Origin of the sequence: Viridibacterium curvum, assembly GCF_039544165.1 — a bacterium.
GTDB classification, from domain to species: Bacteria; Pseudomonadota; Gammaproteobacteria; order Burkholderiales; family Rhodocyclaceae; genus Viridibacterium; species Viridibacterium curvum.
Map to the genome: position 1 here is coordinate 549,241 of NZ_BAABLD010000017.1, position 14,992 is coordinate 564,232.

The 14,992-nt window shown below is 59.8% G+C and carries 8 protein-coding genes; 4 read left to right on the top strand and 4 right to left on the bottom strand.

Annotated elements, in window-relative coordinates; translation table 11 throughout:
* Positions 1–15: 15 nt before the first annotated feature.
* On the bottom strand, positions 16–1,329 hold the full coding sequence (xylA, locus tag ABEA02_RS19040) for a xylose isomerase (RefSeq protein ID WP_345534686.1): 1,314 nt from the start codon (positions 1,327–1,329) through the stop codon (positions 16–18).
* Positions 1,329–2,816 carry a xylulokinase gene (gene xylB / locus ABEA02_RS19045; protein ID WP_345534687.1) on the bottom strand — a complete coding sequence of 496 codons (1,488 nt, stop codon included), beginning with the start codon at positions 2,814–2,816 and terminating at the stop codon, positions 1,329–1,331. Before xylB ends, xylA begins: the two co-directional genes overlap by 1 nt.
* A gap of 295 nt (positions 2,817–3,111) precedes the next feature.
* Between xylB and pelA (ABEA02_RS19050) the strand changes: the two genes are divergently transcribed.
* The 4 genes from pelA (ABEA02_RS19050) (at position 3,112) to ABEA02_RS19065 (ending at position 10,123) form a co-directional block, all read left to right on the top strand.
* Entirely contained in the window at positions 3,112–4,539 is a 1,428-nt protein-coding gene (gene pelA / locus ABEA02_RS19050) for a pectate lyase (protein WP_345534688.1), read from the top strand.
* A 27-nt stretch (positions 4,540–4,566) separates the two neighbouring features.
* Positions 4,567–5,757: a XylR family transcriptional regulator gene (locus tag ABEA02_RS19055; RefSeq protein WP_345534689.1), complete on the top strand. Its 1,191-nt coding sequence runs from the start codon at positions 4,567–4,569 to the stop codon at positions 5,755–5,757.
* 308 nt (positions 5,758–6,065) lie between these two features.
* Positions 6,066–8,642 (top strand): pectinesterase family protein, encoded by a 2,577-nt coding sequence (locus tag ABEA02_RS19060; RefSeq protein WP_345534690.1) that lies wholly within the window; start codon positions 6,066–6,068, stop codon positions 8,640–8,642.
* A gap of 347 nt (positions 8,643–8,989) precedes the next feature.
* Positions 8,990–10,123, top strand: coding sequence for a pectate lyase family protein (locus ABEA02_RS19065; RefSeq protein ID WP_345534691.1), 1,134 nt, complete (start codon positions 8,990–8,992; stop codon positions 10,121–10,123).
* Positions 10,124–10,959: 836 nt separating this feature from the next.
* Here ABEA02_RS19065 and ABEA02_RS19070 read toward each other — a convergent pair.
* Positions 10,960–13,032: a glycosyl hydrolase family 28 protein gene (locus ABEA02_RS19070; RefSeq protein WP_345534692.1), complete on the bottom strand. Its 2,073-nt coding sequence runs from the start codon at positions 13,030–13,032 to the stop codon at positions 10,960–10,962.
* Positions 13,033–13,578: 546 nt separating this feature from the next.
* A complete protein-coding gene (gene pelA / locus ABEA02_RS19075; protein WP_345534693.1) occupies positions 13,579–14,943 on the bottom strand; it encodes a pectate lyase in 1,365 nt (454 codons plus the stop codon).
* Between the last annotated feature and the right edge of the window lie 49 nt (positions 14,944–14,992).

A 14,992-nucleotide genomic window follows, 5' to 3' on the forward strand; every position in this document is an offset into this window, starting at 1 on the left:
GAGGTGGCAAGGAGATCAACAATAACGGTTGGCAAGGTTTTCGAGGAATTCCTGGCGCCCCGACACCGGTGCCACATCCCGATTCTGCGTCAGCACGCGCGCAGAGAGATCTTCCAGCTTCAGCGTACCGCCCAGAATGCCCATCCCGAGTTCGCTACCCCAGCCTGCATAACGCGTATCCAGCTCCGCCTTCATCGCGCCGTCCTGAATCATGCGTTCGGCAATCAGCAGGGCACGCGCGCTGACATCCATACCGCCAATATGTGCGTGGAACAGGTCGGCCGCATCGATGGACTGGCGACGCACCTTGGCGTCGAAGTTGAGCCCCCCCGTCGTGAAGCCCCCACCCTGCAGGATGTGATACATAGCGATGGCCGTGTCAGCGATGTTGTTGGGGAACTGGTCGGTGTCCCAGCCCAGCAGCGGATCTCCACGATTCATGTCGATGCTGCCGAAAATGCCCAGTGCCTGCGCCATGGCGATCTCGTGCTCGAAGCTGTGACCGGACAAGGTCGCGTGATTCGCTTCGATATTGACCTTCACTTCGCTTTCCAGGCCGTAGCGCATGAGGAAGCCATAAACCGTCGCCACATCGAAGTCGTACTGGTGACGCGAAGGCTCGCGCGGTTTCGGTTCAATGAGGATGGTTCCCTTGAAGCCGATACGATGCTTGTAGTCCACCACCATGTTGAGGAAGCGACCGAGTTGATCCATCTCGCGGCCCACATCGGTATTGAGGAGCGTCTCGTACCCTTCACGCCCACCCCACAGCACGTAGTTTTCGCCGCCAAGAGCCAGCGTAGCGTCCATCGCGGCCTTCACCTGGGTAGCGGCCATCGCGAAAATTTCGGGGTCTGGATTGCTTGCTGCACCCGACATGAAGCGGCGGTGGCTGAACAGATTGGCGGTGCCCCACAGGAGTTTCACGCCGGTGCGCGCCTGCTGCGCAGCCAATTCGTCAGTCATGGCCTGGAACAAAGCCAGTGATTCGCGAGGCGTTGCGCCCTCGGGTGCCACGTCGCGGTCATGGAAGCAGTAGTAAGGCACGCCGAGGCGGCTGAAGAAATCGAAAGCCTCACGCGCCTTGTGCTTTGCCATCGCGAGCGGGTCGCCCCCCTGGAACCATGGGCGCTCGAAAGTCGCACCGCCGAAGGGGTCGTTACCGGGCCAGACAAAGTTGTGCCAATAGCAGACAGCGAACCGCAGGTGGTCTTCCATGCGACGCCCCAGCACGACACGATCTTTGTCATACCACCGGAACGCCAAGGGGTTCTTGGACTCGGGCCCCTCGAAGCGGACGGGAGGGATTTCAGCAAAATACGAACTCATCATGATTTCCGATTCTCGACATCAAACTCATTTTTCAGTGCGGCATAAAGGCGGGCAAAGCGCGCATGCCGCCCGCGCAACCTGCCGGTGTTCTCAAGGTTTGGCACAAGACGGGCTGACACGTCTGGCTTGAGACATACGGTCAGCGTGTTGCCGCCGTCTGCCAGCCATGCGAGGCGTGCCGCACCGACCGCTGCCGCATGCGCACTGTCGGCATAAACGTGGATCTCGCGCTCGAGCACATCCGCGAGCAGCTGCGCCCACTCAGCGCTCCGTGCACCGCCGCCAACCAGACCCAGTGCGCCAACAGCTGTGCCGCTATTCGTGAGCGCCTGCAGACAATCCAGCAGCGCGAATGCAACGCCTTCAATCACGGCGTAGCCGATGGCCGCAGGCGCGTGAGTGCTGCGCAGACCGAACAACACGCCACTGGCCGCAGCATCGTTGTGCGGCGTGCGCTCGCCATTCAGATAGGGCAGGAAAATCGGCGCCTGCTGACGCGCGGTGTCGTCCAGCATGGCAACCTCGTCGAGCAACGCTCGCTCGCTGTCGCGCCCGAGCAGTCCTGTCACCCAGCGCAGACAGTTTGCCGCAGAGAGAATCACGCCCATCTGGTGCCATACACCGGGCAGAGCGTGGCAGAACGCATGCACTGCTGAATGTGGTGCCGACAGATACTGCGGCGTGCAAACGAACAGCACGCCCGATGTCCCCAGCGAAACGAACCCATCACCGGGCGACACTGCGCCAATTCCCACGGCGCTGGCGGCGTTATCGCCGGCACCGCCCGCCATGAGCAGGCGCTCGCGGAGCCCCCATCGATGAGCCAACTCAGGACGCAATATGCCGCCCACGGCACTCCCCTCCACAAGCTGCGGCATCTGGGCGCGTTGCATGCCCGTGGCCTGGAGGAGTTCGTCCGACCAATCGCGCTTCGCAACGTCCAGCCACAACGTCCCGGCCGCATCCGACATGTCGGAGATTTTCTCGCCGCATAGCTTGAGCCGCAGCCAATCCTTGGGCAGCAACACGCTGCGCGTACGCGCAAAGATCGCCGGCTCTTCGCGAGCAACCCAGAGCAGCTTGGGTGCCGTAAAGCCAGGCATGGCAAGATTGCCCGCTATCTGCGGCAGATCTGGCAGGCAACGGCTCAACACCGCACAATCCTCGGCGCTGCGGCCATCGTTCCAGAGAATGGCCCGTCGCAGCACCACGTCCTCATCGTCCAGCAGCACCGCGCCATGCATCTGCCCCGAAAGCCCGATGCTGCGCACTGCGGCCATGCCGGCAACCTGTCGGGAAGCGAGCGCATCCAGCGCCTCGCAGCAGGCTGCCCACCAGTCTTCAGCAGACTGCTCCGACCAGCCTGTGTGTGGCGTGTAGACGGCTAGCGGCACCTCCGCGACGTCCAGCACCTCATGCCGATCCGACAACAGGAGCGCCTTGAGGGAAGACGTACCGAGATCAATGCCAAGATAGTTGGCCATGCAAACGGGAACCGCAAAATCAACAATGGCCGCGAGCTTATGCCCGCGCGACACACTGTCCAATCGCGGTCTCGCGCAAGCGGCTTTATGATTTTTCGCGACGCACTGCGGCAAGCATGGCTGCGCACAAAGGCCCTGCATATACTGCGCTCCGCCACGCTCTGCCGGAGACAGATCAATGAAAAAGCTCGCCGTTATCCTCGCAGTGTTTGTGATTTCTGCCTGCACGGTCCCACCCGTCCAACCCGACGGGCAGCAGGCCTCCCCCGACCCATTCGCAAATGGCGTCCCTGTCGTGATCGCCCTGATCATGGGCGAACCTAACTTCTCGCTGGATAGCGGATATCAGGAGCTGGAAGAAGGTCTTTACACCAAACCCGAGTTGAAGCCCGGCAAGAAGATGTTCGCCCCGATCCAGGACATCATCACCTTGCTTGGCGGCACGGTTATCCGCGATACCGGTGCACGTAGCGTGACCTATACGCTTGACCGGCGCACCCTCACACTGACAGCAGACAGTACGGGGGCGCGCGCGCAGGATCGCGTCGCGACTCTCTCAATTGCCCCCGAATGGCGCGACGGCAGCATGTGGGTGCCACTCGAAGAGGTTTTCTCGCTCCTTGGCGCCTATTCGCGCTGGGATGAGGCGCGTCAGCGCCTCGCCGCGACCTTCATTCTCCCCAAGGATCGCAAGACCGAGGGGCTGACCCTCGGAGGCAGCATCACCGAAGCAAACATGACCGAGCAGCCCGCTCCGTTCTATGCCAGCGGCGAGGGGCGCAAGCTTGGTGAAATCGTCGTCGCCTACCAGAACGACGACGGCGGCTGGCCCAAACTCGACCGGCGCACCAACATGCTGGTGCCTGTTAATCGCGCAGCGCTCACGGGCGTGAAGGGCAAGTCGACCATCGACAACGACTCCACCACCAAACAGCTGACAGCGCTGGCCCGCGCCTACGTGGTGCATCGTGATCCGGCATTCCTGCGCAGCTTCGAACGCGGGCTCGACTACATTCTGGCCGCCCAGCTCGACAACGGCGGCTGGCAGCAGTTCTGGCCTGACCCCATTGGTTACAAGAAGCGCATCACCTTCAACGACGATGCCATCGCCAACATTCTCGAAGTGCTGCGGGACATCGCCCAGCGTACGCCTGACTACGCCTTTGTTGATGACGCGCGGCGCCAGCGGGCCGCCCAGGCTTATGAAAAGGGCGTCTCGCTGATCCTGCGAACCCAACTGACTGTCGCCGGCAAGAAGACGGGCTGGTGTGCGCAGTACGATGAGCTGACACTGGCCCCGGCTATGGGCCGCGCCTTTGAACTGCCCTCAATCAGTGGCCACGAGAGCGTGAACGTGGTGCGCTTCCTGATGAGCATCGAACAGCCCTCCCCGTCGGTAAAGCAAGCCATTCGCGACGCCATGGCCTGGTTCGAAGCTTCGAGCCTGAAGGGAGTGCGTCGCGTCAAGCGCGACGACCGCACGCTGGAATTTGGCGTCGACTATGTCCTGCAGAATGACCCTCAGGCACCGTTGCTCTGGGCACGTTTCTACGACCTGCAAGGCAAGCCGCTCTTCACCTCTCGCGACAGCATTCCACGCAGCGAATTCAGCGAAGTCAGCTATGAACGCCGGGTAAAATACAACTGGTTCTCCGAGGCGCCTCGTCAGCTCCTCGAAAAGGACTACCCTGCCTGGCTCAACAAGCACGGACTTAGGCACTAAGCAGAAGTTTTCCCGGAATCCACCCTCGTGCTCAAACAACCCGTCATTCATCGCATCGCCCTCCTGTTCAATGCAAACAAGGTGTACGACCGCGAGATCATTGCAGGTATTGGCGAGTACCTGAGCTCGACGCGTGTGGCATGGGACCTTTTCCTCGAAGAAGATTTCCGCTGCCGACCCGAAACCATCTCGCAGTGGCAGGGCGACGGCTTCATCGCAGACTTCGATGACCCTGACGTTGCTGCGGCACTGTGCGGCGACGCACGCCCCGTCATCGCAACAGGAGGGTCGTATGCCAAGGAAAGCGACTATCCGGACGATGTCTCCTATGTCGCCACCGACAACCGCGCCCTGATTGAACTGGCCTATCGCCACCTGATTGAGTCCGGGCTCACACAGTTCGCGCTGTACAGCATTCCACCCAACCCCGGCAATCGCTGGGCACTGGAGCGTGAACGCGCGTTCGAAGCCCTCACCCAACGCGAAGGCCTCATCCCTCATGTTCATCGCGGGCTGCCGACGAGTGCTTCCGGCTGGAGCGAAGCACAGCGCGATATCGCCGCGTGGCTCAAGGTGCTGCCACGCCCGATCGGCATCATCGCCGTGACGGATGCCAGAGCGCGCCAGGTGCTGCAAGCCTGCCTGCAGGAGGGCATAGCGGTCCCCGAAGAGGTCGCCATCATCGGCATCGACAATGACCCGCTAACGCAAGCAATCACGCGCATTCCCCTCAGTTCGGTCATTCAGGGCACACGGGAGATGGGGCGCACCGCCGCAAGCCTGTTGCACAGGCGATTGAGCACGGGCCACCTGCCTGTGCAGCGCCACCTGGTCGCACCGCAAGGCATCAACGCCCAGGCCTCCAGCAAACACGTCATGCTGAGCAGCCCACTGGTGATGCGCGCACGCCACTTCATCCGTCAGTACGCAGCCCAGGGGATCAAGACCGGTCAGGTTGCCGACTACGTGGGCGTTTCCCGCACCACGCTGGAAACCAGCTTCAAGCGCGAACTCAAGCACAGCGTGCATGACGAAATACTGCACTTCAAACTGGAGATTGCCTGCAACCATCTCGCGGAAGGCAAGCTGAGCATCAGTGATATAGCAGTGAAATGCGGATTCACCTCACTGCAGTACATGTACGCCGTGTTCAAACGCGAGATTGGTTGCACACCTCGCGAGTACCAGATCAATCTCCACGCCGCTTCGCAGCGCTGAGCGCACATTGAAGCGCGCCAAACACCTGAAACGCGACTGGGGTGGGGCGCATTGCGCGCGCTCAACCGATCAGTGAGCGCCGCCAAACTGAACAACCTGCCCTCTCGATAACCGATCCTCGGCTATCGCCTTAAGGTCTTTGCTCGGCTATCGCCTTAAGGTTTTTGACAAGCGCCGGACAAAATTTCGCTTTCAGCCTCAGGTGCCTCGCGCCCCAACTTGAGCAGTGATTGAATGACTCCTCCTGCGTGGCGAACACCAACCCTTACGCCACCGCACCAGAAAAACAAGCATCACCGGAGGAGACCATGCAATTTCTCGACAGACAGCCCGCGAGGGCCGCGATCCTTTTCCTGCTCGCCTTTCTCACCGCCTGCGGTGGAGGTGGAGGTGGTGGCGGAGGCAGCAGCGGTACCGGCGCCCCGGCCTCCTCCAGCGCAAGCTCCAGTGTCACCAGCAGCTCAGCCAGCAGTGCAAGCAGCGCACCATCGTCCTCGGCCTCATCCTCATCCTCATCGGCCTCTACGCTTTCGGGCTGCTCCACGTCAGACTGGTTCTGCGACGACTTCCAGAAAGGAACCTCGGATAACTGGGACCTGACCCCCGCCGGCACAGGCTCCAGCTTCTCCGTGGTGGACGAACCCGGCGTGTCGGGCAACAAGGTGCTGCAATACACGGCCGGCAAGGCCGGCGGCGTTGTTGCCCTGCTGAAGGATTCGGTCTGGGCGACGATCGCCAGCAAGAGTGACTACTTCGTCGAAGCGCGCATCAAACCGCAAAACAACAGCACGACCGCCAACAAGCAGATCTTCCTGCTGGGGCGCTACCAGGATGCCAACAATTGGCTTCTCGGCGGGCTCAACGTCCAGAGCACGACGGCCAGCACCCAGGTCGAAGCCGGCTACAACAAAGCCGGGGTCATCAGCCGTCCCGTGACAGCCAAGAAACCGATTGTCCTGGGCACTCAGGGCAGTGCTGACGGGCAGTGGTACACCGTCCGCTTCGAGATGATCGGCGGCAACCACACGGTCTACTTCGAGGGTGAGCGGATCAACAGCACGCCCATGGCCGATTCGACTTTCTCCGCAGGCAAGATCGGCATCTTCACCAACAATCGCTCGTTCCTGATTGATGACATCAAGATCGGCGACCCCTCACAGAAGCCGGTTCAGCTGACGCTGGCACCGTCCGCCACCTCGTACACCGCTGAGGTGGGCGACGCCCCCTATACCTTCACCGTCACGGCAAAGACCTCCGCCGCCGCCGACGACTCCTTTACCGTGGTTTCCAGCGCTCCATCTGTCGCATCGGTCAGCATCAGCGGCACCACTGTGTCGATCACACCCAAAACAGCTGGTACCGCAACAATCACCGTTACCAGCGGCTCCAAGCCGGATCTGGTGCGCACCATCACCGCCACCATCAACCCGGCCTTCGTGCAGGTATCCACCACCTACGGCGACTTGTCGACGCGGACCGTTCCGAGTGCAGGCACCTCCAGCGCCTATGCCGACGAACTGTTCAGCCTGAACTTCGACGCCGCACCGACGCTGACCTCGAACGGGTCGATCCGGATCTTCCGCACGAGCGACGACAGCCTGGTTGACGTGGTCAAGCTCATCAACGAAAGCGACGCCATCGGCCCGGCAGCTGACGGCAACTATCGCGGCCTGAAGATGCCTTTGGCCTGGGTGAGTGGCAACAAGCTGTTCGTACGCCCGCACCAGGGCAAGCTTGCCAATGGCACGGCCTACTATGTCGCGATTGCAGATGGCGTACTCACGGGCGCCACCCTGGGTGGCAAGGCCTTCAATGGTCTGGGCAAAGCAGCTGGCTGGGGCTTCACCACACGCTCTGCCCCGGCAACGTCGCTGACAGACCTGACAGTCGATGACGATGGCAACACCGCAGATTTCCGCAGCATTCAAGGCGCGCTGAACTACGTCATGAAAAACGTAGCCAAGGACACCCCTGCCAGCATCACCGTCAAGAACGGCAACTACACGGAAACCCTGTTCCTGCGCAACAAGAACAAGCTCACCATCAAGGGCGAGAGTCGCAGCGGAACCGTTGTGAACTTCAACAACTATGACGGTCTGAACCCGGGATCCGGCGCCAGCGTTGCGGGCGTAGCCAACGCTGGGGGCGGGCGCTCACTCCTCCTCGTCGAGGCATCAGACGAACTCGTGCTCGACACGATGACGTTCAGGAACACCCACCTGCGCAGCGGCGCAGGCGATCAGGCTGAAGTCATCTACTTCAATTCGCCAACCGGTCGCCTGAGCGTCAAAAATGCCGAGTTCTGGAGCGAGCAAGACACCCTTCAGCTCAACGGCTACGTGTGGTTCTACAACTCGCTGGTTGCCGGCAACGTTGACTTCATCTGGGGCAGCGCGAAGGCCGCCTTGTTCGAGAACTGCGAGATCCGCATGCTGGGCGACACACAGACGCTCGGCACACCCTCGGGCGGTTATATCCTGCAAGCCCGTGTTGCGGCCGCTACAGACGCCGGATTCGTCTTCCTCAACAGCAGCCTGACGCAGGGTGTCGGCCCCGGGGGCAACACCGTTGCCACCGGCACCTCTGCCAAGAGCTATCTTGCACGTAGCGCGGGCAATGGCACTTACGACAATGTCGTGTTCGTCAACAGCAAGATCGACAGCCACATCGTCGTAGCAGGATGGCTCACGAGCCCTGCCCCAACGCCCGCCACTGCAACGGCCACAAGCGGCTGGCGCGAGTATGGCAGTACTGCACTGGATGGATCTGCCCTCGACACATCCGGCCGTGCCGCGGCAGCACGCACACTCACCTCCACCGAAGTGCTGCCTTACTCGTCTCGCAGCGCCGTGTTCTCTTCCATCAGCTGGACGCCGACACCGTGATGCCTGCGAGCGCAACGCGCTCGCAAGATGCATGACCAACGCCCATTGCCCTCCAGGCAATGGGCGTTGTTCTTTGACGCGCAGATCGGGACTGTCGGCCTGCGATCAACTCTTCCCGATCAAGCAGCTTCACTGTAGCTGCCCGCGCGACGCATCCAGACCATGCACAAGTTCACAGTGCTGCAATGCACTCGCATAAATCACTCGTGCCGCACACAAAATCAGAATTCAACTTCTTCGGCGCAGGGCTAGGATTGAACCGCCCCTCCTTTCACCAGACACACCGCAAGAGGGCACCCAAGCAAGTCATATTTCTGCTTGAAACTCAAAAAACCAGGAGACACCCGATGAAACTGAAAACCACTGCAGCATTGACGATTCTTGCACTGACATCCAGCGCCTACGCGGCCAACACGGGCGGCTTCGCTACCACGGACGGCGGTAACGTTTCTGGCGCGAAATCATTCACCGCAAAAAGCCACACCGAGATCAACAAGATCATCGCTGACGCCACCAAGGATGTAAAAAGCGGCGCCTATCCCCTCATCATCACCTACACAGGCAACGAAGACGCGGCCATCGCAAAGATCATCAAGGACTCGACGCCCGACTCCTCCGGAAAATGCCCCGCACCGCACTGGGACGACGCGTATCGCTCGGTCGAGATCAAAGGCTTCACAAAAGGCATCACCATCATCGGCGCAAAGGGCTCATCCGGAAACTTCGGCATCCCCATCATCGACTCCAAGAACGTGATCATCCGCAACATGAAGCTCGGTGCACTGGGCGGTGCAGCCAAGGATGCCGACCTCATCCGCATCGACAGCTCCTCGAACATCTGGATCGACCATAACGAACTCTTCAGCTCCAACCACGAATGCAAGGGCTCACCGGATGGTGACCTGACTTTCGAGGGAGCCCTGGATATCAAGAAGGATTCCCACAACATCACGGTCTCGTACAACTACTTCCACGATCACAAGAAGGTAGGGCTGGATGGCGCCGCCAACACGGACATCGCAGGTGGTCGTGAAATCACCTATCACCACAATGTCTATGAGAACGTGAACGCACGCCTGCCACTCCAGCGTGGTGGCTGGACGCACGAGTACAACAACCTGTACTCCAATGTCACAACTTCCGGCATCGCCGTGCGTGCGGGCGGCTATGCACTCATCGAGAAAAACTACTTTGAAAAGGCAAAAGACCCCGTCATTTGCCTGGATACAAGTGGCTGTGGCGACTGGGACCTGCGCAGCAACAATCTGACCAGCGCCGCCGACAACTCGAAGTACAGCATCACGTGGAGCAAAGTCAGCGGCAACCAGAAGAGTGCGGAAAGCTGGAAAACGACCAAGGCGTTCCCCAAGACCCTGGGCTACAGCTATAGCCCTGTCACGGCTGCATGCGTGAAGGCAAAGCTGAAGAACGTTGCGGGTGTCGGCAAAGACGGAGCGCAGCTCGCTGCATCGGGTTGCTGAGCCGGCTGCGAACAACGAAGTAGCGCGATCTGAAGCACCACGAAGCCTGATATGCCCACTGATCAGGCTTCGTCTTTTCAGCACTGAAAATCGATAGCGATCCAATCCAAAAACACAAACCAGTCGAAGGTCCAGCTCTTTAGAATCTGTCTCGAAAAGTGGCGCGCCAAACTGATAGAACCTCGATAGTCGATCACTCCGACTACTCAACCAGACAGAGATCCAACGCAAAACCGGAAGATCACTGCAAAGCATTGGCAGAAACTGGTTTTACCCCTCCTGGAGCAGCGCTTTCCTCCCACAGTGTGTAGCTGCTCTTCTTGTGGCGACCGTAACGGTCGCCAATTTTTTGTCCCGCACTCCCCTGCTTCAGTCACAGCGTTCGTCTGCGCTGCCAAGCCACCTGTGATTCCTTAGCTGTCGAACTGACTTGCAGACGAGCCAAGGCGCGCCTACCTGCGCAAGCCGCATAATTTTGGCGTGCAAACTGACCAGCGGGCCGTCCCGGCAACGGACGAAGCTCTGCAGTCGCGTCCTCATGGCTCGTGCAAATAGCTGGCTGGGCTAGCTTGGGTGAGTGCCCCGACAATCAAGGGGCGTACGAGTGCTCAGGCAGGCCTCCGACCAAATGGCCCGGATGCAAACCCGACGGAAAAAGGAAAAGAAAAAGGGACGCGGTAGCCTGCCAACCATACGGCCTAGCTACCGCCTCCGCTGCGCGGCGTCGGCCACATCCCGCCAACACCGCGCACATTCAGGCGTTTATTCCCGCCGCAAACGGGGCTTGATCACGCCGAACCTCTTGCCCCAATCCAGCGAGGGAAGAACGCCGTACATCACTTCCCGGTGACGCCGGTAAACGTCACATCAGGCGAGTCGCTGACCACCCAGAACGGATCCGGACTGTTGGTCACCGTGACATCCGTGAAGCTGCTTCCCTTCAGGCGGCTGATCTTGGTGGCCACTTTGGCGTTGGTGAACTTTACCGACTTGAAGCTCACGTTTTCATGGAAGGTTTCAGGGTAGCCCAATGTGGTGTCGGTGCCGGCATAGCCATCTACCTGGATCGGTGCGCTGCCACTCAGGATGTTGTCTACTGAAACGTTGCTGATGGTGATGTCGCGGAACTGGGCCGACTTGCCGGCCTTGGTGAATGGCAGGGCGGCAGCACTATAGCTCAGCGTCATGATGAAGGCATTGGTGCTCATGTCCTTCATCGCATTGTCGCGAAACACGATCCGCCGAGCACCGCCGCCATTCGCTGGCTGGCTCTTCATGCGCAGGCCGTTATCCGTGTGGAACATCACGTTGTCTTCAACCAGGAAGTCCTGAATCCAGGCAGCAGTATGGCTTCCTGCCACCACGCCACCATGCCCCTCGTTCATGTAGTTATTGAAGATCCAGGCCTTCTCGGACGGATGCCCCTTGGTCTCGTAGTCAAGGCCCTGGCCAGCCGCGAAGTTGATGCAGTCATCGCCCGTATCCAGGAAGTTGTTGTACGCCATGACGTTGCTGCTGCTGCCGAACTCGACACCATCGGCGTTATGGATGTCATACGTCTTGGAAATCGTACCGGCAAAGACAACGTTCTCGCTCTCCAGAAACATCGGCCCGTGATTGGCAGGATTCAGCAAGGTAATGCCGCTCAGCAGGATGTTCTTAACGCCGCGGAAGGTGGCGAGGCTCGAACGGCGCTGGTTGTAGAACTCCGTTTCCTGCGACCCCGTGAACGTACCGCCTACTTCGGCCTGCGCTGCCTCGACCTGGCTCTTGACCAGCAAGCCGTAGGCCTTCCAGTTCTTCGCGCTGCTATTCAGGTAGTTGGGCAAATCGTTGCCGAGTTCATCTTTGCGTGTGACGCCATCCGGAGTCCAGCCGCTTCCATCCAGCGCCCCCTTGCCGGTGATGCGGACGTTAGTGAAGACACCACGCGAGTCGTCGTTGCCCTGATGGTCCGTCAGTGCTTTTGAACCATTCATATGGTCTGTCGACAGCAGATTCAACACAGATGGCGGACGACGGTCATCCACCGTACTGTTGAAGAAGTTGTACAGCTGGTAACCCTTGCTGAGCGGGAAGTCAGCCGAGTTTGACGACGCCCGCAAGGTAGCCCCCTCCGCGATCTCCAGCGTCATGTTGCTCTTCAGGAACAGGGCCCCTGTCACGAAGACCTTACCGCTAGCGTCCGCGCCGGGAATCACAACCTTGCACCCGTAAGCCGAAGTGGACGCGGTGGCGCAGTCGTCAATTGCCTGCTGAATGATTGCGGTATTAACAGTCGCGCCATCACCCTTCGCCCCCAGCTTTGCCACATCGACAACCTTGGCAAACGTCGAGGCCGTCCGGGTCTTCAGGGCAATGCTGTCTGCCGACTCTTCGCCCTTGGCGTTCACCGAGCGCACCGTAAAGGTGTACTCGGTATCAGGCTTCAGCCCGCTTGCTGTGAAGTTGTGATACGTCACCGGAACATGGAACTTGGCCGTATCCGCTGCGTAGAAAGCCTGGATGTAGGGCGCAGCGGGAGAGTTCGTCAGATTGTTTGACGCAGCGCTGCCAAGCTTTTTGCCGCCGAGATAAACGTTGTAATCAACGATACCGGAATAACTATCCGGTTTCTTCCAGACCAGCGTGATCTGGGAGTCATCGTAAGCCAGCGTGGGCACCTGCAACTCGACAGGAGCCGCCAATGCAGAAACAGAAGATGCGGAACTGGACGCAACGGAACTCTGGCTTGAACTGCTTGTGCTGCTTGCGCTACTTGAACTGCCTGAAGCGGCGGGCGACGAAGAGCCGCCCCCACCTCCACCGCCACCACACCCTGCCACAAGCAGGGCAAGCGTCAACGCTACGATTCCGGCCCTGGGGGCGTCGGCATACATCGACTTCCAGACCTGTGTCTGCATACTCATCTCTGTCTCCTGATCTTGTCATGCCTTGCGTCGTACAAGGTTCAAAATCAGTTTAAGCAGTGCGGCATGCAACGCCCTTTCGTTTTTTATCAATTGGCTGAACGAGATTTCGACCGTGACTTTCGGTTGTGGCAATCGGCGCAACAACCCGGATTGCATACTCTGACCAACTGCCATGTTTGCCGATATCGCATGGGATTGCGTACCCCGCAGCGTCGCGCAGCCGACTCAGCATTGCCCTGCAAAACGGAGGTCATGAGGCACAGAAAGTTCGTTCTGGCCTTCGTCGAACCCGACCCGTCTGCAAGCCAGATCCATTTCGACAATTGCCGTGACATTGGCACCAACCGGAAGGGTCACCAGCACCTAGTGCGGTGCATGTGGCTGCACCGTGATCGCGGCTTATGCGTGCCGACTGAGCCGTGTGCCGAGCCAGTGCTAAGGCGTTTGACCATAAACATGGCGAGAGCCGCAACGAACGCCCGGCCTGCCTCCGCACAGCCGGGCTGGCGACCAGTGACGTAGCACTGGTCGCCGGGTTGCGACTCAATAACCTACCGAACTGGCGTAAGTCAGCAGGGTCGCAGCATAGGCACCACCCCATGAATAGCCATAGCGACGCTCGGCTTCGATAGCCATGATGTCGTACTGCTTCCCGGTGCAGGTGGTGAAAGGCGCCGGGGTGGTGCAGTCGCTGCCATTCGGAGTACGGCCGCTGAAGAACGGGGTGTCCTTGTCCAGATCATAGAAGCGATACCACATCACGCTGCCGGCCTGGGTCTGGATCGGGTTGTAGGTAATGTCAGTGCTGCCAGAGGCTCGGTTGACATAAGCCTTGTCCACCGCTTGCACGGCACTGCTACGGAACCAGGCCAAAGCCGACTGCACAGCAGCCTTGATCTCGGTGGTTTGCGGCCGACTCATCAGGTAGCCGACTACGCCGACCGATTCCTTACCGCTCTTGGACGGCCATTCGTACGCCCTGCCACCGAGCGCAGCGTAGTTCACCGGGTCATGCTGCGCACACCACACCGTCTTCACCCCGCCCTGCACAATCTGGGATTTAAGGATGTAGTCCACACCCTTGTCGATGGCTGAAGAAAGCTTGGCGTACTGATCCGAAGTGAAGAGGTCGGCGCTATCGACAGGCGCAACCTTCTTGGCGACCTGCTCCAACACCAGCATCACGCGGGTCATGGCGTCGTCATTGTAGGTCACGTAGTTGGAGTAAGGCGTATCCGCTGAACGCGCCGGATAAACCTGCGGGAAGCCGCCTGATGCATATTGCATCGTGAGCAGGAAATCGAGCGTCTTGCGGGCGGCGTCGCGGTACTTGGTATCACCGCTACGCTTATACACATCAGCCAGGAAAAACAGTTCTGATGTGGTCGCATCGTTGTCGATAGTGCCCAGGCTCTCGCCATTCACGCCCAGCCAGGAGGAGGACTTGCTGCCCGTGGTCCATGCAGTGACATAGAGCTCGGTCTTGCTCTTGCTCGCGGTGTTCTTGAAGTCGGTGAGATGCTTGTAGAAGCCGCCTTCTGCGGTCTGCCAGGTCAGCATGATGTCTGCCTTGGCCTTGTCGGCAGTCAGTTTGCTTGCGTCATCAGCGGCCGTGCTCAGCAAGACCTTGTAAGTATCCAGCTCGGCAGACGCAGGATTACCCGACTGCGACAGGAGTGGCGCGCTGCTCACGGCGCTGCTGGATTGACTGCTCGAAGCGGAAGAGGCGCTGCTGGAGACCGAGGACGCACTGCTTGACGTCTTGCTCGAGGCCGAGGCAGCGCTCGTGGAAGAACTACTGGAGACCGCGGCGGTGGCGCTGCCACCACCGCCGCCGCCGCCACCGCCGCAGGCGACAAGACTCATGCAGATCAACGTAGCCAGAAGCTGAGAACGCGGTGTGTACATCCTGAATCCCTCCAAATGCTTGCTTTTATGGTGCACAGCCACATCCAGT